This is a genomic window from Arthrobacter sp. CDRTa11 (assembly GCF_026427775.1).
In the GTDB taxonomy this organism is placed as follows: domain Bacteria; phylum Actinomycetota; class Actinomycetes; order Actinomycetales; family Micrococcaceae; genus Arthrobacter.
Map to the genome: position 1 here is coordinate 2,051,282 of NZ_CP044532.1, position 16,436 is coordinate 2,067,717.

At 58.7% G+C, this 16,436-nt stretch carries 17 protein-coding genes and 1 tRNA gene; 9 read left to right on the top strand and 9 right to left on the bottom strand.

The genetic code is table 11. The annotated features are described in order from the left end of the window. Positions 1-73 precede the first annotated feature (73 nt). The gene (locus F8G81_RS09345; RefSeq protein WP_267278698.1) at positions 74-679 is read right to left on the bottom strand and encodes an ANTAR domain-containing response regulator; all 606 of its coding nucleotides are present in this window, start codon (positions 677-679) and stop codon (positions 74-76) included. 207 nt (positions 680-886) lie between these two features. Between F8G81_RS09345 and F8G81_RS09350 the strand changes: the two genes are divergently transcribed. After that, a tRNA-Leu gene (locus F8G81_RS09350) sits at positions 887-968 on the top strand. Positions 969-1,054: 86 nt separating this feature from the next. Then, positions 1,055-2,185 (top strand): tyrosine-type recombinase/integrase, encoded by a 1,131-nt coding sequence (locus F8G81_RS09355; protein ID WP_267278699.1) that lies wholly within the window; start codon positions 1,055-1,057, stop codon positions 2,183-2,185. A 39-nt stretch (positions 2,186-2,224) separates the two neighbouring features. Here the strand turns inward: F8G81_RS09355 and F8G81_RS09360 are convergent, their stop codons facing one another. Then, on the bottom strand, positions 2,225-2,503 hold the full coding sequence (locus F8G81_RS09360) for a hypothetical protein (RefSeq protein WP_267278700.1): 279 nt from the start codon (positions 2,501-2,503) through the stop codon (positions 2,225-2,227). A 253-nt stretch (positions 2,504-2,756) separates the two neighbouring features. Here F8G81_RS09360 and F8G81_RS09365 point away from each other — a divergent pair, with 253 nt between their 5' ends. From F8G81_RS09365 to F8G81_RS09380, 4 genes are read left to right on the top strand one after another with little or no spacing between them, the layout of a single operon-like run. Beyond that, positions 2,757-3,245 carry a hypothetical protein gene (locus F8G81_RS09365; protein WP_267278701.1) on the top strand — a complete coding sequence of 163 codons (489 nt, stop codon included), beginning with the start codon at positions 2,757-2,759 and terminating at the stop codon, positions 3,243-3,245. Then, positions 3,242-4,273 (top strand): MAB_1171c family putative transporter, encoded by a 1,032-nt coding sequence (locus tag F8G81_RS09370; protein ID WP_267278702.1) that lies wholly within the window; start codon positions 3,242-3,244, stop codon positions 4,271-4,273. Before F8G81_RS09365 ends, F8G81_RS09370 begins: the two co-directional genes overlap by 4 nt. Continuing rightward, complete coding sequence (locus F8G81_RS09375) at positions 4,270-4,731, top strand: hypothetical protein (RefSeq protein ID WP_267278703.1); 462 nt, start codon at positions 4,270-4,272, stop codon at positions 4,729-4,731. Before F8G81_RS09370 ends, F8G81_RS09375 begins: the two co-directional genes overlap by 4 nt. Then, positions 4,706-5,938, top strand: a complete 1,233-nt coding sequence (locus F8G81_RS09380) for an alpha/beta hydrolase family protein (protein WP_267278704.1) — start codon at positions 4,706-4,708, stop codon at positions 5,936-5,938. The genes F8G81_RS09375 and F8G81_RS09380 overlap by 26 nt, the downstream gene beginning before the upstream one ends. A gap of 36 nt (positions 5,939-5,974) precedes the next feature. Here F8G81_RS09380 and F8G81_RS23550 read toward each other — a convergent pair whose 3' ends face one another. Beyond that, positions 5,975-6,253, bottom strand: a complete 279-nt coding sequence (locus F8G81_RS23550) for an ArsR/SmtB family transcription factor (protein ID WP_416377120.1) — start codon at positions 6,251-6,253, stop codon at positions 5,975-5,977. A 202-nt stretch (positions 6,254-6,455) separates the two neighbouring features. Here F8G81_RS23550 and F8G81_RS09385 point away from each other — a divergent pair, with 202 nt between their 5' ends. Beyond that, the gene (locus F8G81_RS09385) at positions 6,456-6,962 is read left to right on the top strand and encodes a hypothetical protein (protein WP_267278705.1); all 507 of its coding nucleotides are present in this window, start codon (positions 6,456-6,458) and stop codon (positions 6,960-6,962) included. Here the strand turns inward: F8G81_RS09385 and F8G81_RS09390 are convergent. Next, on the bottom strand, positions 6,916-7,239 hold the full coding sequence (locus tag F8G81_RS09390; protein ID WP_267278706.1) for an ArsR/SmtB family transcription factor: 324 nt from the start codon (positions 7,237-7,239) through the stop codon (positions 6,916-6,918). The two genes, F8G81_RS09385 and F8G81_RS09390, sit on opposite strands and share 47 nt — an antisense overlap. Positions 7,240-7,630: 391 nt before the next feature. Between F8G81_RS09390 and F8G81_RS23555 the strand changes: the two genes are divergently transcribed. Further along, entirely contained in the window at positions 7,631-8,335 is a 705-nt protein-coding gene (locus F8G81_RS23555) for a hypothetical protein (protein ID WP_416377137.1), read from the top strand. 778 nt (positions 8,336-9,113) lie between these two features. Further along, positions 9,114-10,244 (top strand): C40 family peptidase, encoded by a 1,131-nt coding sequence (locus F8G81_RS09395; protein ID WP_267278707.1) that lies wholly within the window; start codon positions 9,114-9,116, stop codon positions 10,242-10,244. Between the two features lie 825 nt (positions 10,245-11,069). Here F8G81_RS09395 and trxA read toward each other — a convergent pair. The 5 genes from trxA to F8G81_RS09420 form a co-directional block, all read right to left on the bottom strand. Then, positions 11,070-11,393 (bottom strand): thioredoxin, encoded by a 324-nt coding sequence (trxA, locus tag F8G81_RS09400; RefSeq protein WP_267278708.1) that lies wholly within the window; start codon positions 11,391-11,393, stop codon positions 11,070-11,072. A 185-nt stretch (positions 11,394-11,578) separates the two neighbouring features. After that, positions 11,579-13,093: a CoA-acylating methylmalonate-semialdehyde dehydrogenase gene (locus F8G81_RS09405; RefSeq protein ID WP_267278709.1), complete on the bottom strand. Its 1,515-nt coding sequence runs from the start codon at positions 13,091-13,093 to the stop codon at positions 11,579-11,581. 109 nt (positions 13,094-13,202) lie between these two features. Further along, entirely contained in the window at positions 13,203-14,174 is a 972-nt protein-coding gene (locus F8G81_RS09410; protein WP_267278710.1) for a zinc-binding dehydrogenase, read from the bottom strand. Between the two features lie 54 nt (positions 14,175-14,228). Then, entirely contained in the window at positions 14,229-15,248 is a 1,020-nt protein-coding gene (locus F8G81_RS09415; protein ID WP_267278711.1) for an enoyl-CoA hydratase/isomerase family protein, read from the bottom strand. A 19-nt stretch (positions 15,249-15,267) separates the two neighbouring features. Beyond that, entirely contained in the window at positions 15,268-16,428 is a 1,161-nt protein-coding gene (locus F8G81_RS09420) for an iron-containing alcohol dehydrogenase (protein ID WP_323809235.1), read from the bottom strand. Positions 16,429-16,436: the final 8 nt, after the last annotated feature.

Genomic DNA, 16,436 nt, shown 5'->3' on the forward strand with positions numbered 1-16,436 from the left:
GAGGGTCCCCGCCGGTTTTGAACTGGCGGGGACCCTCCCTTTTTGTTTTTGTTTATATTTGGCTATCGCCGGGTCAGTTGACCTGGTTGATGATGGTTTCGGCCACTTCACGCATGCTCAGGCGGCGGTCCATGGAGGTCTTCTGGATCCAGCGGAACGCCTCAGGCTCGGTGAGGCCCATCTTGGTGGTCAGGAGGCTCTTGGCGCGCTCCACAAGCTTGCGGGTGGCGAACTGCTCCTGCAGGTCCGACACCTCACTTTCGAGGGCCTTGATCTCCTCGTGGCGGGAGAGGGCGATCTCCAGGGCCGGGATGAGGTCTGCAGGCGTGAAGGGCTTGACCACGTAGGCCATGGCGCCGGCGTCGCGTGCCCGCTCCACAAGCTCCTTCTGGCTGAAGGCGGTCAGCAGGACCACGGGGGCGATGCGGGCCTTGACGATCTTCTCAGCAGCGGAGATTCCGTCCATGACCGGCATCTTGACGTCCATCAGGACGAGGTCAGGCTTGAGTTCCTCAGCGAGCTGCACGGCCTTTTCGCCGTTGTCAGCCTCGCCCACCACGTCGTAGCCTTCGCCGCGCAGGATTTCGATGATGTCGAGGCGGATGAGGGTTTCATCCTCGGCCACAATGACGCGGCGCGCCGGCTGGGACGTGGATTTTGACTCCGTCGGTTCAGTCACGGGATCTCCTAGGAAAGGTACGGCGGGAACATCACTATCTTAGGCGCGCCCGCGTTCTGTACTTGATCTGCATGGGTTGATTGCGGCGTCGGTGGCGCGATTCTGGAATTCAGCCTATCTGGAGGTAGAGTAATTCCGCGTACGTGAAGCGATCGCGTTGCTCACAATCAGCTGTGGGCGTACCCTGTCTGCTTCCGTATCTTCCGCGCCCGAGTGGCGGAATTGGCAGACGCGCCGCACTCAAAATGCGGTATCGAAAGGTGTGTGGGTTCGAGTCCCACCTCGGGCACAGTGTTTCTGCAGGTCAGAGGCCCATTGGGCCTCTGGCTGTGTACAAAACCCCAAAATGTGTGTACAGCGGCGTAGCCTTTTTACGTGGCCAGCATCAGTACGCGCATCAAAAAGGACGGTTCCAAGTCCTTCATGGTTCGCTGGCGCGACCCGAAAACGCGAACAGCTCAAGGCCTTACTGTGGCCACCGAGTCCGAGGCTGAAACGCTCAAGCGACTCCTGGACGCGAACGGCCAGTCATTCGAGATCGCCCAGCACGCCATACTCTCCAACCAAGCAAGGGTTCCCACTGTCGCTGAGGTTGTCCAGGAACATATCGACCTGCTGATTCGCCCATCCAGCGGAACTGTTAGAACTTATCAAGTGATGCTGGATCGTCATGTCCGAGACTCAATCGGCCACATTCCTGCGGACAAGCTCGACTATCGGCACCTGAATCATTGGGTGAAATCGATGATGGCGAAGGGTAAGGCCCCCAAGACTATCCACAACGTTCACGGCCTCATCTCGGCAGCGATGAATACTGCAGAAATGCTCCAGTACATCCCCAAAAATCCTTGCCGTGGCGTGCAGTTGCCTAGCATCGACAAGGCTGAGGATGAAGCGATGTTCCTCACCCATTCCGAGTTCAACATGATTCTGGAGGTGATGGGGGAGCGGTACAAAACCTTCACGAGCTTTCTGGTTATGACGGGAACCAGATTTGGGGAGGCTACTGCGCTGAAGGTGGCGGATGTCGATTTGCTCGCCAAGCCGCCCACGGTGCGGGTGAACAAGGCCTGGAAACGGGATGGCCAGTCCCAGTTCTACATTGGCGCCACGAAGACGGGTGCGGGAAAGCGGACCATCGGCCTCAACCCGGCGCTCGTGGATCTCCTCGTACCCCTGGTGGCGAGCCGTACCGGCGATGAGCTCCTCTTTACGACTCCCAAGGGGGAGCGGATTGTCCATAGGCTGTATTGGCACTATTACTGGGTTCCAGCCGTGCAGGCGGCGCAATCGCACGGACTGAAAAAGTCCCCGCGCATCCACGATCTGCGGCACACGCACGCATCGTGGCTGATCCAAGATGGGGTAAACCTGTTCACCATCTCGCGGAGGCTCGGCCACACGTCAACCAGAACCACCGAGCAGGTCTACGGACACCTGATGCCGGAAGCCCTGCAGGCGGGTGCGGATGCGACGGAGCGTTCGATTTCCGGGTTTGTTCGCTAGGGAATACTGCTGCGGGGGCGCTGTGCCACTTGGGGCGAGTCAGTTGGCAGATGCAAGTCGTCGTACTCTCGCCCGGGTTCCGATGAGCCGCTCCTTTGACGCCGTCTTGGCTTCGGCAGGGGCACGGTTCGACGTGCTGCCGGGTTGAACCTCACTCAGCCTGGCAATCTCCATGATGTGCTCAGAAGTGAAGATAATTTTTCCCTTCCCCCAGCATGCGTGGGGAAACCGACCGCTGGCGGCGCCGTCCCGGAGCCAGGCCTCAGTGCACCGCATAAGGGCAGCTGCCTCGGCCGGCTCGAAGAATTCAAGATCCATCGGAACTCTCTTCTATCTCGATTGCTTCGGCTGTTCATGCAGATTGATGCTGCAGAAAACATGACCCGATGCCAGAGCACGTTCATCACCCGAAGAGGACATCTTGAATCTCTCGTTACCCCGGCCTCTGGACATGTCCAGAGGCCGGGGGTTCAATTGAGGTCTGGTGGTCGTCACTTGTCGTGCTCGGCAGGGCTCTATCTGACGGACGCTGGCTTTGAATTGGGATGACACAGGCATATGGGGGATGCTCATGGAAGTTCGTTCACACTTAGAAGCAGTTCCGGCAGTACGCGCAGAAGATGCATTCAAAGCGCTTCTGCTGCCTGCACATCTAACGCTTGAACGCCTTGTCGAAGTTGTCGAGGGGATCCGAAACCGGCGCATTGAGATTGAGGTTTCCGGAGCACTCACTGGAGGGTCTGTCTGCGGCCTATGGCTGTCGACAGACACGGCGGAGATCATCTTGCACGCCGCGACCCCATCATCGCTTCATAGGCAGCAATTCATTCTTCACGAGCTAGGCCACATGGTTCTCCGCCATGACGAGTTGGTTCTCCCCTCCGATTACGCCGACATCCTCTTTCCTGATCTGCCGCGTGAGCTGGTTTCGAGAGTGTTTGCTCGAAGCAGCTTCTTGGACGACTTCGAGGCCGCAGCCGAAACTCTGGCAGACCTCTTCGCGGCTGCGATCCGGGACAGTACCGTCGAACCACGCTCGTTCGAGAGGATTTTCGGATGATCCAGATCATCGTTGCCTCCCTGATCTGGGGGCTCGTCCTATGTTTGCTGCCCGGAATCCGATGGCGCGCTGACCAAAGTATCCTGGTGGCGGGTGTGACCATCGCGACGGCGCTCACGCTAAACATCGATCCTGTCTATATAGCCGGAGATGCGCTGCTCGGCCGTCGTAATGTCCTGGATCTGCTTGCAAACATCCTGATGGTCGTCGGCATATATTTCCTATCCAGGGCAATCCTTCGTGCGGTCGACCCCGGCGAGCTCCCGGCACGGCAGGATCGCTTCGGTCTCGCTGCATTGGGCCTTGTGATTGTTGGGCTTACTGCGTGCTTCGCCAATGTGGCGGCTCCCTATTCCTCGACGAGTTTTATGAAGGACTTCGGCGACCAATGGTCCGCCGCCGTCTATTCCGCCGTCCAATTTGGCTACATTGGAGTTGTCGTATCCATTACCGGCTACACGTGTTTCAGATTCCTTGGCCATATGTCCAAGCCATACTTCCGTGTCGCCTTCGCCCTTATCGGTGTCGGCTGTTCGTTGGCGGTAGTTCTAGTTCTGGCTGTTCTGGGAATGGACATCCTCCACCTGCAGAGTGACTTGGAAGGGATGACCGCCCTTTCGCTTGTTTACGATAGTGCCTTGGTCGGAGCCATGGCCTTTCTGTGTGCAGGACTTGCACTGCCGCCCATGGCTCGCATGCTTTCCCGCAAGAGAGAATCCAAGATGGAGGCCACCTTCATTCCTCGCCTCGCTGAGGTTTGGGAAAAGACTACGGATCCGAGGCCAGAGGTCCGCCTTCTGTCCTCAGCCCAAATTGCGGATCGCCGTGAATCAGTGCGGTGGCGCCTCCACAGGATGCTGGTCGAAATCCAGGATGCCCTTCTGATCGATCCTGAGCTCTCGAGGTTGTTGGATGATCGGGACCACCAGATTCTAAACCTGGTGGAGCGATATCTGGCCGCACCTCCTTCACGGAAGGAAGACCGAAGAGGTCCCCACGCTGTCGGCCGGGGGGAGCACGCTCTATGACGGAATCAGAAGCCAACACTTCGGAAACGCCGCAAGCAAGACTCGCTCGAAAGCTGAACCTCCTGCTTGACCTCTTCGAGTCGAAAGGGGAAGATCCCGTCACCTACCGAAAGATCAGCCATCACATGGCGCAGCGTGGAACGCCATTGTCACGCTCGCGCTGGGCGTACATGCGGAGCGGGGACAGCTCGCTGGCCACCGATGAGTCGCTCTTGCGGAATCTCGCTGAATTTTTCGGTGTCGACTCGGATTACCTGCTGGATGATTCAGGTGACGTTCCTCAACTCGTTGACGCCCAGCTTGAGTTGCTGCGTAGTTTGCGTGAAGCTCGTGTGCGGAACTTTGCCGCACGGCAGCTGCAGGGAATTTCCCCTGAAACCCTCGTGCGGCTTCGTAAAGCAATCGACGAACGACTGGGAGGTGGCCACCAGGGTGGCAAAGAAGACAGCCCTTCGTAGCCTTATTGGGCTGGCGACGGCGGCCACGGCCGGGAGCGCGGTAGTTTTTCTTGGCGCGGCGTATTTTGCCCGCCAGGTTGTCGTTCCAAAGACCACCCGCAGCGAGGACCTTCCCATCCGAAGGGTCTTTGGAGGCGCCGAAGGCTCGCTGCAAATCGAACTGCCTGCATCACCACAGACAAGGGCACCCGGGCGTTACAGCCTTTGGTTCGCCAACGGTTCCGGCCATGCCTGTCTTGGCAGGGTTACGAAGACGGACACTGAAGCAGGCACAGTGACACGTGTTGTGGAGCGGGTCGACTCCGGTGACTTGCCGTCCGCCAGGGCAGGAATCTGGAGCGGATATGTTTTCTCTAAACCGGACCAGCTAGACCTGCCTTATTCAGTAGTTCAGATCCCGACTGAGCACGGCACTGCCCCCGCATGGAAGTTCATGCCGGCCACTGCTTCCCTCGTTTCTAACGTATGGGCGATACATATCCATGGGATGGGCGGAACCAGAGCAGGTGCTCTCCGTGGGGTCCCAGTTGCAAATCGGCTGGGCCACACATCGCTGGTCGTCTCATTTCGGAATGACCGCGAGGCGACAGAATCGACTGACGCTCGCTACATGTTGGGGCAGACTGAATGGATCGACGTCGAAGCTGCGATCGGATTCGCCATTAGCGAGGGCGCCCAGAAGATACTGCTATTCGGCTGGTCCTTGGGCGGATCCATCGCCTTACAATTGGCAAATTTGTCGGCCTACTCCCGATATGTCTCTGGGCTCATACTCGATGCCCCAGTTATGGACTGGAGTAGGACCTTGACTTCAAACGCGCAGGCAAGCGGGCTCCCGGGTCCGGTGGCCGCTTTAGGACTGCGCCTCATGCAGTCCAGGACGTTCCGGTGGGTCACGGGGCTAGAAGAGCCACTCAATTTTCAATCGTTGGACTGGGTGGAGCGCGCGTCTGAGCTCAAGAAACCGGTATTGCTTTTGCATGGAAAAGGGGACCTTTCAACGCCCTTCGAAGTGTCGGAGCTCGTTGCCAACCTTCGTCCTGACCTGATTCAATTGGTCCCTTTCGACGTCGAGGGTCATTCGCAGGAATGGAATGTTGATATTGAAAAGTGGGAAGGAGCAGTGGCTGACTGGATCGTGAGCCTGAACGGAGAAGTAAAGGAAGACGACGAAGCCGGAGAGTTGGCGGACGCCTCGGCGGAGTAGGTGCTCGCACTATTCACCGATTCGCCTATTTCGCTTTCAATCGCTTGGCATCAAGGAGCCTGTCGCAACGACATCGCCGGCGAAAACGGCTGCAAGGGCTTCAAGTTGCGCCCGAACTTGTTCCGGGCAAGCTTCGAATCTCCCGTCTGTTACGCGTACAACAAACCCAGCAGAGTGCAGTTGCGCAAGGTGACGGCCGATGGCTGACGACGATGCTTGGAGTCCGGTGCCAATTTCGCCACAGGTCGAGGGTCCGTTTCTGATAAGGAAGCGGAGAATTTGGCTTCGTGTTCGGTTCATCAAGATGTTCGTCATGGGGACCAAGTTTGAGCAAGGATGAAAAGAATTGGCGCTGTAGACGGGTCTACAGCAGCAGGTTACTCCTCCTCTAGCCGTCTGGGAAGCGTCCGGTCAACCTTTTTGAGGTTGATTGCCCCTTTCATATGACTCGCGGAATACTGGGAGCAAGACACATGATCGATTCTGACCGGCCTAAGGTCTCATGAAGGGGTGGGCGATGATTGCTGACGAGGCAAGCCTTGATGGGGGACTATCCCCACAAGCCAGGCTTGCCCGCCGTCTGAATCTGATGCTCGACGTCGTGGTCGCCGAGCGTGGACAGCCAGTTACTTTCCGCGAGATTCAGGGAGAGCTGGCGGCCAGGGGCATCAAGCTCTCGCGCGCCCGCTGGTTCTACATGAAGGACGGCAGAGGTCGCCTGGTGAGTGATCCGGCGCTTCTCAAAGCCCTTTGCGACATATTCAAAGTTGACGCCTCCTATCTCCAGATAGGCAACGATGCCGATCTGCCCGAGCGCATCGATTCCCAGCTCGAGTTCGTCAAATCCCTGCGGGCGGCTCGAGTGAAGTCCTTCGCGGTTCGAACTCTTGGCGACGTCTCCCCGGAAACGCTGCGCGCCATCTCCGAATACCTCAATGAGGACATCCGCCTCCATCCTGGTGGCGAACAGGCAGCAGCTAGCCCTCCAGCAGATACTGAAGATGGGCGTCAAGCAGCTCCTTGATACGGGGAGTGTTCGCTGAATAGCGGGGAGAGCGGCCGTGCCGGCGGCCGGCTTGCACGTCCACGATGATGGCGCCTGCTTCTTCCAGGGCCAACAGATGCTTGGCCACGCTGGGCTCCCCAGCGCTCACGGAAGCAACAATATCCCCACGCGTCGCTGGTCCATGGGCTGAAAGGTACCGAAGGATCTCGTTCCGTGCCCGATTGCCAAAAGTTGCCACGGCAGCCTCAACGTCGGACGACCATGCGTCGTCGTGCGGCTGGGTGATACGTGGCATGGAACCATTCTTACTGAACACCTCCGAAAAAGTAAGAACTGCACTCTTGACGATACTTTAATTATCTTTGACAATATTTTTCATAGCCTATTCACAAGTGGTTGAAGGCAACGCTGAGGCCACGTCAGAGGTGCCGAGCGTTTGTTGGCGCCGGAGGTATTGGAAACTGTCAGTCGAAGCGGTGAAGACCATGCGAGTCGAAACCACGGCGAATCACGCCGAACCAAACCAATCTCAGTCGACTGGCGTCGACGTCTCCCTGCTCAATCCACCGATATCCGAAGAACTGTCGGTAGGTGTCGACCAGATGATGGTTGCCGTCGAAGGAATTCGGCGCTACGTCATTTCACACTTGTCGAGGGTTGGCCGGACGTGCGACGTAGACGATGTCATGCAAGACATTCGAGTTGCTGTCTGGGATGGAGTATCCCAAGGTCGGTATAGACCATTCCCGGGAGTTCGGTTTGCTGCTTGGGTGCAGGGTGTAGCAATCAATATCTGTTCTGCACATATCCGTCGGGAGTTAGCGCATCAAACACTCCCGCTGCTCCTAGACCCCGGGGCTGCTGAGGACTCAGTCCCGTTCGATGCATTGACTGTTCTGGCCAGGCACCGCCACGAGGACCGGGGCGCCGAAAAGGTTGTTGACCAAGAGTGGGCTCAGACGCTGCTTGGCCTGACACGCGCCTCTGTGTCCCCGGCAATTTGGGGACTCGCGATGGACAGTCTTACAGAACCGCGCAAATACGGACCGCCCTCGCCCCAGGATCGGCGCCGCTGGAATGCTGTGACCGTGGTGCGCCAGACAGCAAAGACGATCAACCAAGCGCTGGACGTTGATCCTGGAACTGTCCGGAATATGCAGGACCTGTGCCGATGTGCTGTTGAATGCCTGCCCAGCCCGCTCCTGCGTGGAGTAGCGGACTCAATTGTGCGTCCTGATGTACGCGGACCAGAGCGTGGCAAGGCCATAGCCGCGTTGGCAGTCGAACTCGGCGTTACAGAACGCTATGTGGCCGTCCAGATTGGCTGCGCCAGGCGGCTGTATCAAACTGCGTGGCGGACCCTTCGTGGAGCAACGATTTCGACCCGCTAAGTCATGCACTCAACCCGCTTGTCCGCCATGAACGGTAAGGGGAGGCAAATATGTCTATGTCACGAGAAACGGTGAGAGGTATAAGTCGCCGCTTGCGCCTGTGGCTCCTAGGTGCGATCTTGGCGGCCACCGTTGCTGTCGTGCTTGTTCTGGTTGGGTCACCACGTCCTCCGTCAACCAGTACGACGGCGGTTCCAATCCCACCGCCGCTAGCCTCTTCCACCGGTCGTCCGTCGCCATCCGCTCCGTCTGTTTCAACGGGCTCGACGACGACGCCAGCCACCGAGAAAACGAGCGCGATTGAGGTTCCACGCACCACGAACTATCGAGCGCTGGCAACAGCCGCTGCCGAGGCCATTTACAGCTGGGACACGCGAACGTCGTCGTACTCGGAGGTCTACACCCGCCTCCGTGGCTGGTGGGACGTCCTGCCGGACGGATCGAACCCATTGGCTGTCTTTGCTCAGGAATTTGAAGCCACGGGTATCAACGCCGGAACTTTTGCTTCTTTGGCCGGGCAGGGGGCCTTCCGTACGGCCACGGCCGAATCCATGACCTGTGACGAGGAGTTGGCGGAGGTGCGGCAGCGTCCGGCTCCGTGGTTGGGTATGCACGTCTGCACCGTCTCCCTGCGAGTGGTGGATCAGACGGCCAGTAGCCGTAACGCCTACACGGCACCAGTCAGCATCATGGTCAATTGTCCGCCGGCTGCAACTGCCCCGCCTGACCGATGCATGATGGTGGGCTTCTACGCGACCTCAAGCAGGATCGTGTACTGATGCCATTCCCTGCGATTTTGATGGCAGTGGCAAAGCGCCGTGCACTGCTCCACGCCGCGATAGCCATGGCAACGGTCGTGGCACTGATGTTCGGCGTAGTGTTCTGCGCATTCGTTACCGTGCTGGTCGCTAGTCGGTCGGGCGAGGCCTCCGTTTGCACGTTCATGGGTCCTGTGGGCGAGGGGCCTTCGAGCAGACGTGGTGGTGGACTGGAAATCCACGTTGGCGGCCGGGAACCAGTCTGGCTCACTCCACGCCAGGTCACGGTAGCGAGCGGCTACATTTCGGTCGGGAAGCAACTTGGAATCCCAAGGGACGCCTGGATTATCGCAATCATGATGGCTCTTCAGGAATCGACTCTTAGGGTCCTCGCAAACTCGAATGTCCCGGCCTCGTTCCAGTTTCCGCACGATGGTGTCGGAAGCGATCATGACTCGATTGGGAGTGCTCAGCAGCGACCGGCTGCAGGCTGGGGGAGCGTTGAGCAGCTGATGGACCTTGGTTATAACGCACGTGCATTCTATGGCGGGCCGTCGGGGCCCAATCGTGGCAGCCCGCGGGGCTTGCTCGACGTTCCTGGTTGGCAATCGCTGGACAAAGGACAAGCTGCTCAGGCCGTCCAAGTTTCGGCTTTTCCCGAGCTGTACTCGCGGTGGGAGTCTCAGGCAACCGCTATAGTCAGCTCGCTCGAGGGTGCCACTGCGCCGGCAAAATGCGCGGATGCGGTGAAGGTTTCCGCGCCTGCCGTTGCACACGAGAACCTTACCCAGATCCGCAAGGATGTCTTGCGCTTTACGCAAGCCGGTGTGGGTGGAACTTACATCTGGGGTGGTGAACAGTTCAAAGCGTGGGACTGCTCTGGATACGTCCAGTGGATCTATAGTCAGGTCGGAATCAACCTTCCACGCGTGGAACAGTGGAGGGTGGGGGAGCGGACCGAGAGCCCGCAGCCCGGCGACTTGGTTGTCCAGAATCCCCAAGGGCCGGACAACTGGGGCCATGTGGGCATCTATGCAGGTGACGGCATGATGTACAGCGCGCTGAACCCATCGGCAGGGACTTTGCTTCATCCTGTGGACTGGAACCCAGGCAGTGCCTACTTCGATTTGCTAAGTAGCCGATTGACTTAGTCGGCTATTTTCCGTGAGTCAATAACCACCGTTTGAGGCCCTGCCGGTAGTGGCGGCGACGCGAAACTCCCGAGGCATCGCCTCGGTGATGGTGAGTCCGTGCTTTGAAACGTCTGTTTTGCTAGTACCTCCCTAAGTAGTTATTTGGAGATGAGCTAGGGGTGTCTCCAGACCGCGTCTTCGGCATCGCTCTCCTCCGAGAACAGATGCACTTCGTCGCCGGGCTGGCCAATCCGCGTTCTTCTATTACCAGATCCTGCTCCAGCGCCCGACCCGAAAGAGAAGCTCAAGGCGGCGATCACGGAGATCTTCGGAACGAACCATGGCCGGTACGGCACGGCGGGTCCATACGGAGCTACTCAAGCAAGGGTGGACGGTCGCGAAGAAGAGCGTGCTGAAGCCGCTGCAGGCCCTTTGGTTGGCCTGCAAGGTCCGGTGCAGGAAGCGATACAACTCCTACCAGGGTGAACAGGGCGGCGCGTTAGCGCTGTGAGATCCCGATCTATCTGGACCATTCCGGGATGTTGAACTCACTCTTTTCGCGAAGCTTTCGATCACCCCATTTTGGCGCTGCTCCAAACTAATTGGCCCTTTTTCTCAGAGACGGTCGACCAAGACGTCCGGGCCGACCTCAGGGGGAGGTAGTTGCGCATGGCAAACAACTCCGTTTCCTAAGGGAACGGGTCCGCCCATCACGGATGGCAATGATTGAGCGGGCAGGGTCGTCATCAAGAGCGTGGGGGCGCCCGGCGGAGGTCCCGCCACCCTCGAAGGGTGCCAGCCGGCGGCGTCCGCCGTTGCAGTCCGTTGAAGGTCGTCCTCGTCTCAGCCGAGATATGGCGACAATCGCTCTTCGAAAGCTTCCTTAGGCATGGCTCCCATGAATGAATCGACGATTTCACCGTTCTGGAACACTCGGAAGGCCGGGATCGAAGTTACCTGGTATTTCCGGGCGAGCTCGGGATTCTCGTCCACATTGAGCTTTACGACGTCAATCTTTTCTCTGTGGTGTCGTGCGATTTCGTCTAGCACGGGGCCGACTGCCCGACAGGGCGGGCACCATGCTGCCCAGAAGTCGACTAAGACGGGCCGTTCGTTTCGGAGTACATCTGTCTTAAACGTCGAAGTTGTGGTGGTGCGTGCAGACATTTCGTACTCGCTTTCAGAGAGGATTACTCGGTTGGGAGCTCCTGTGCAAACAGCGTGCATTTGGACGCTGTGGTGTTCCTTGCGCAGTGTGATTGACGACCAACAGCTGTCCGGATTGCCCGCGATCATTCATGGATGTTGACGCTAGCTGGACCGCCCGTGGCCTCATGCCAATGCGCTCTTATCTAGTTGGATGGGAAGTTGTACGAAGCTCCCGATGCGTGGGCAGGCTCCGGCCAGCGTGAGGTGACGACTTTGCCACGGGTGAAGAACGACACGCCCTCGGGGCCGTAGATGTGCTTATCACCGAACAGTGATGCCTTCCAGCCGCCAAAGGAGTGGTATGCCACGGGCACGGGCAGGGGTACGTTGATTCCGATCATGCCGACGTCGACGGAGCGCTGGAACTTGCGGGCATCGGCTCCCGATGAGGTGAAGATGGCGGTGCCATTGCCGTAGGGATTGGCGTTGATCAAGGCAATGCCCGCGGCAAGATCTTCGACTCGGACGACAGCCAGAACGGGGCCGAAAATTTCCTCGGTATATGCGGACATCTCAGTTTTGACGTGGTCGATGACCGTGGGGCCGACCCAGAATCCCTCTTCGTGGCCCGGGACGATGACGTCGCGGCCGTCCACGATCATGGCCGCCCCCGCAGCTTCCGCTGCAGCCACAGTCTTGCAGATGAATTCCCGTGATTCCGGGCTGATGACTGGGCCCATGTCGGCTCCCGGTTCTGTACCGTTGCCGACCTTGATGTTCAATGCCCGCTCTTCAACCTTCTTAACCAACAGGTCAGCTGCGTCACCGACGGCGACGGCGACGGAGATCGCCATGCATCGCTGTCCGGCGGAACCAAAAGCAGCTGCCGCCAGATGGTCGGCCGCATGATCCAGGTCGGCGTCCGGCATGACGATGGCATGGTTTTTTGCTCCGCCCAGGGCTTGGACTCGCTTGCCATTCTTGGCGGCGACTTCAGCGATGTGCCTTGCCACAGGCGTGGAACCCACGAAGGAGATACCGTCCACATCTGGGTGGGTCAGAAGTCCGGACACAACCGCCCTGTCGCCGTGCAAAACCTGGAAGACGCCGTCGGGCAGACCTGCCAGCTTCCACAGCTTCGCGAGCAGCATGGCTGCGGAAGGTACCCGGTGGGATGGCTTGAGGATAAAGGCGTTGCCCGTGGCGATGGCCATGGGTGCCATCCAGAGTGGCACCATCACGGGGAAGTTGAATGGAGTAATGCCGGCGACTACGCCAAGCGGTTCCCGGAACGAGAATACATCGATCCCCGTGGACACCTGATCTGAATAATCGCCTTTGAGCAGCTCCGGGATGCCACATGCGAACTCGATGACGTCGAGGCCACGCGCGATCTCCCCCTTGGCGTCAAGGAGGACTTTGCCGTGTTCGGCTGTAATCAACTCGGCAAGATCGTCAACATGGGCAGCGACAAGTTCACGGAACCTGAACAGCACAGCAGTTCGTTTCGCCAGAGATGTGTCACCCCATGTGTGGGCAGCTGTCTTTGCGGCCGCGACCGTGGCTTCAAGGTCAGCCGCGTTCGCCAGGCGGAGCTCCGCCGTGATTTCGCCGGTTGCCGGGTTGTATACGGGCTTCGTGTCCTGGCCTTGGCCGCTGGTCTCGACCCCGCCGATGAAGTGATTGATGATGGTGGCGCTTGTTGTGCTTGTCGTCATGGTGACTTCCTTGTCTTCAGTACCCTCATGGAGTGCGCGGGCTGTACGTCAGTTTGTTGGGTTAGATGGGCGGTAGCAGGCAGACGCAGGATGCGCCTCATGCGAATGTTCAGTGCTGGAAGATGACCTTGCCGAAGATGTCGCCTTCGAGCATCTTTTGGAACCCGTCTCTGGCCTTTTCCAACGGATAGACGCTGTCGATCTCGGGACGCACGCCTGTGTTGGCCAGAAACTGGCTCAGCCTCACCAGCTCCTCCCGGGTGCCCATGGTTGATCCAATGATCCGCAATTGCATGAAGAACACCCTGCCCAGGTCAGCCGAGGGGGCGGCTCCGCTGGTAGCGCCGCAAGTGATAATTGTCCCGCCGGGATTCAATGACTTGAGGGAGTGGGACCACGTCGCTTCGCCGACAGTGTCAAAGACGACGTCAACCCGCTCGGGTAGCCGCTCACCGGTGGCAAAGCATTCTGAGGCCCCCAGGACCAGTGCTTTCGCCTTCTTCTCGTCGCTGCGGCTGGTTGCCCAAACCCGGAAACCCGCTGCCTTGCCGAGCGAAATTAGGGCCGTGGCGACGCCACCGCCAGCGCCTTGGACCAGGATCGTTGATCCAGGCTGCACTTGCGACACGCTGAACAGCATTCGGTACGCCGTAAGCCAAGACGTGGGAAGTGCGGCCGCTTCAGCAAAGCTGAGCTCGGCAGGTTTAGGGACAAGGTTGCGGGCTGGAACCCAGACATAATCCGCCATAGTGCCGTGGTAGCGCTCAGACAGCAGCGAGCGTTTCGGGTCCAAGGTTTCGTCGCCGCGCCAATCAGGAGTGGATACTACGCTATGAACAATGACTTCGTTTCCGTCATCGTCGACGCCGGCTCCGTCGCCACCCAGGACCATCGGCAGCTTGTCTGCCGCCAGTCCAACACCCTTTAGCGAGAAAATATCGTGGTGATTCAGGGCGGAAGTCTTTAGCTTGACACGCACGAATCCGGAAGGATTTCTGTCGTCAGGCAGCGGTAGTTCTCCAACTACTAATCCTGACAGCGGATCCTCCGCCGAGAGGGAAGTTGCGTAAACGGCACGCATTGCGGCTCCTTCTGTTGGTGGACTGAATCATTTGAGTCACGTCCGAGAATGTATTTAGGCTTGCATCGGTTCCAAGAGGCGATCCAACGATTCTGTTGTGTTCTTCACCCATGCGGGATTCCGGTCCTTGTCGACTAGGACGGCACGGACGCCCTCGATGAAGTCCTTGGATCCGGTAATGATCCTCGTCATTCGAAGCTCTGTCTGCAGGCATTCGGCCAAGGAACGTTGGCCGCCCCAGCGAATCAGTGGAACCGTTATCTCCAGACTTTGAGGTGACAGGGATCGCATTTTTTCTATGACGGACCGAGACCAGGGGGTATCAACCGCTGTTAGTCGACTCTCGATGTCGCCAAGAGTCGGCGCACCGAAACACCAGTCAATTTCGGACCGATGATCGGCCAAGTGCCCTCCGGCCTCCGGCCGGGTCGTGTTGAGAGCTGCGAGTACCGTCGTTACCGGAGTGCCCCGCCGCTCGGCCAGCACATCCGGAACCGTGTCGATGATGTCAGAAGGGACGTAATGTGTGGCGAGGCCGCAGTAGAGGGCGTCCCGGTAGTCCATCTGGTGGCCGGTGAGGCCGAGGTACATACCCAAGGCCCCCGGTAACCTCGGAAGGAAGTAACTGGCGCCTACATCAGGGAAGAAGCCGATAGCCGTTTCCGGCATTGCCAGTGTGGCTCGTTCCGATACCACCCGGAATCGGCCGTGGATTGCCAGGCCCATCCCGCCGCCCATGCAAAGACCGTTGATCAGTGAGATCACGGGCGTCGGATACGTCGCGATATAGGCGTTCATAGCGTATTCACGGGCGAAGAAGTCCTCAATCATGCTGACGTCGCCGTCCACAGATTGCTGGCGGATGTTTTTGATGTCTCCGCCTGCACAGAAGGCCTTGAGGGCGTCAGAGCGGATCAGAACGGCATCAAGGCGCTCCGGTTCCCAGGCCCTCAGTGTCGCGCTGATGGCCGTTACCATTGTTGTGTTTAGGGCGTTGTAAGCTGCTGGGCGGTTTAAGACGATGTGGCCTAGGCCTTCCGCCAGCGAAGACGTTACGAGCTCGTTGGTTGACATCTCAGGGCTCCTGCCGTGGTCAGGCGTAGACCTGATCGAAGAGGGCAGCCACTTCCGTGACCTCGGGAACGACGGGGTTATTTCCGGGGGATCCTGAATCAATGGCTTGCTGTGCCATCAAGGGGGTCAGCTTCTTCCATTCCTGCTCATTGATGCCGTAGGAGCGCGGTGTGGGCACGGCCAGATCCGTGGCCAAGTTCCGCAAGCGCTCGACCAATTTGTCAGCTGCGAGTCGGTCCGGGTCTGAGTCGGATGCACACATCAATGCCCGGGCACATTCGGCATAGCGCGGGATCGCGGAGCCAACAGAGAATTCCGTGACCACAGGGAGGAGCATGGCTATCGACATCCCATGGGCAACGTGAAAATGAGCCCCCAGCGGCCGGGCCATGCCGTGGACCAGCGCGACACTCGAATTAGAAAATGCCATGCCCGCCTGTGTAGATGCGTACATCATGGCCTCGCGGGCAGACCGATCCTGGCCGTCGACATAGGCACGTTCGAGGTTTCCCGCTATCGAGTTGATCGCCTTCAAAGCCAGTAGGTCTGAAAAATTGTTGGCTTTTCGACTGACGTAAGCCTCTATGGCGTGCGTCAGAGCGTCGATGCCTGTGTCAGCTGTGAGCCGTGCGGGCATCGACAAGGTCAATTCGAAGTCGACGATTGCCGCCACAGGGAGGAAGGCAGACCCAATGCAGAGCATCTTCTCATCCGTTTTGCTGTCGGTGATGATGGTGAACTGAGTAGCTTCCGAACCGGTTCCCGCCGTGGTCGGGACGGCAAAAATTGGAAGCGCTGGCCCGGAGTTGATCTTCGGGGCCTTGTAGTCGCGCATTTCCCCACCTTGGGCCACGAGCAGTGCTATTGCTTTGGCACTGTCCATGGGGCTGCCTCCGCCGAAACCAATTACACAATCAGCGTTGTGGTCCTGTGCTAGACGGACTCCAACCCACAGCGAGTCCGTCGTGGGGTCCGGCACTGTTTCAGAGAAGAGACAAGGCTCCAGGCCGCAGGCCGACAGGGAGGCAATCAGATTCTCCGCTGCTCCGCTCTGGACCATGAATGCGTCCGTGACCAGCAGGGGCCGTCGGTAGCCCATGCTGCCTATGAGGGTGCCTAGTTCGGCAACGGACCCGCCGCCGACGCGCAGGGCGCGGGGGAGTGTAACGGCAGAAATCATCTAAACCT

Excerpts from the sequence above, each read along its gene's own strand:
- F8G81_RS09360 (WP_267278700.1), bottom strand. The coding sequence starts at position 2,503 with ATGGATCTTGAATTCTTCGAGCCGGCCGAGGCAGCTGCCCTTATGCGG.
- F8G81_RS09365 (WP_267278701.1), top strand. The coding sequence starts at position 2,757 with ATGGAAGTTCGTTCACACTTAGAAGCAGTTCCGGCAGTACGCGCAGAA.
- F8G81_RS09370 (WP_267278702.1), top strand. The coding sequence starts at position 3,242 with ATGATCCAGATCATCGTTGCCTCCCTGATCTGGGGGCTCGTCCTATGT.
- F8G81_RS09375 (WP_267278703.1), top strand. The coding sequence starts at position 4,270 with ATGACGGAATCAGAAGCCAACACTTCGGAAACGCCGCAAGCAAGACTC.
- F8G81_RS23550 (WP_416377120.1), bottom strand. The coding sequence starts at position 6,253 with ATGACGAACATCTTGATGAACCGAACACGAAGCCAAATTCTCCGCTTC.
- F8G81_RS09385 (WP_267278705.1), top strand. The coding sequence starts at position 6,456 with ATGATTGCTGACGAGGCAAGCCTTGATGGGGGACTATCCCCACAAGCC.
- F8G81_RS09390 (WP_267278706.1), bottom strand. The coding sequence starts at position 7,239 with ATGCCACGTATCACCCAGCCGCACGACGACGCATGGTCGTCCGACGTT.
- F8G81_RS23555 (WP_416377137.1), top strand. The coding sequence starts at position 7,631 with ATGCAAGACATTCGAGTTGCTGTCTGGGATGGAGTATCCCAAGGTCGG.
- F8G81_RS09395 (WP_267278707.1), top strand. The coding sequence starts at position 9,114 with ATGCCATTCCCTGCGATTTTGATGGCAGTGGCAAAGCGCCGTGCACTG.
- trxA (WP_267278708.1), bottom strand. The coding sequence starts at position 11,393 with ATGTCTGCACGCACCACCACAACTTCGACGTTTAAGACAGATGTACTC.
- F8G81_RS09405 (WP_267278709.1), bottom strand. The coding sequence starts at position 13,093 with ATGACGACAAGCACAACAAGCGCCACCATCATCAATCACTTCATCGGC.
- F8G81_RS09410 (WP_267278710.1), bottom strand. The coding sequence starts at position 14,174 with ATGCGTGCCGTTTACGCAACTTCCCTCTCGGCGGAGGATCCGCTGTCA.
- F8G81_RS09415 (WP_267278711.1), bottom strand. The coding sequence starts at position 15,248 with ATGTCAACCAACGAGCTCGTAACGTCTTCGCTGGCGGAAGGCCTAGGC.
- F8G81_RS09420 (WP_323809235.1), bottom strand. The coding sequence starts at position 16,428 with ATGATTTCTGCCGTTACACTCCCCCGCGCCCTGCGCGTCGGCGGCGGG.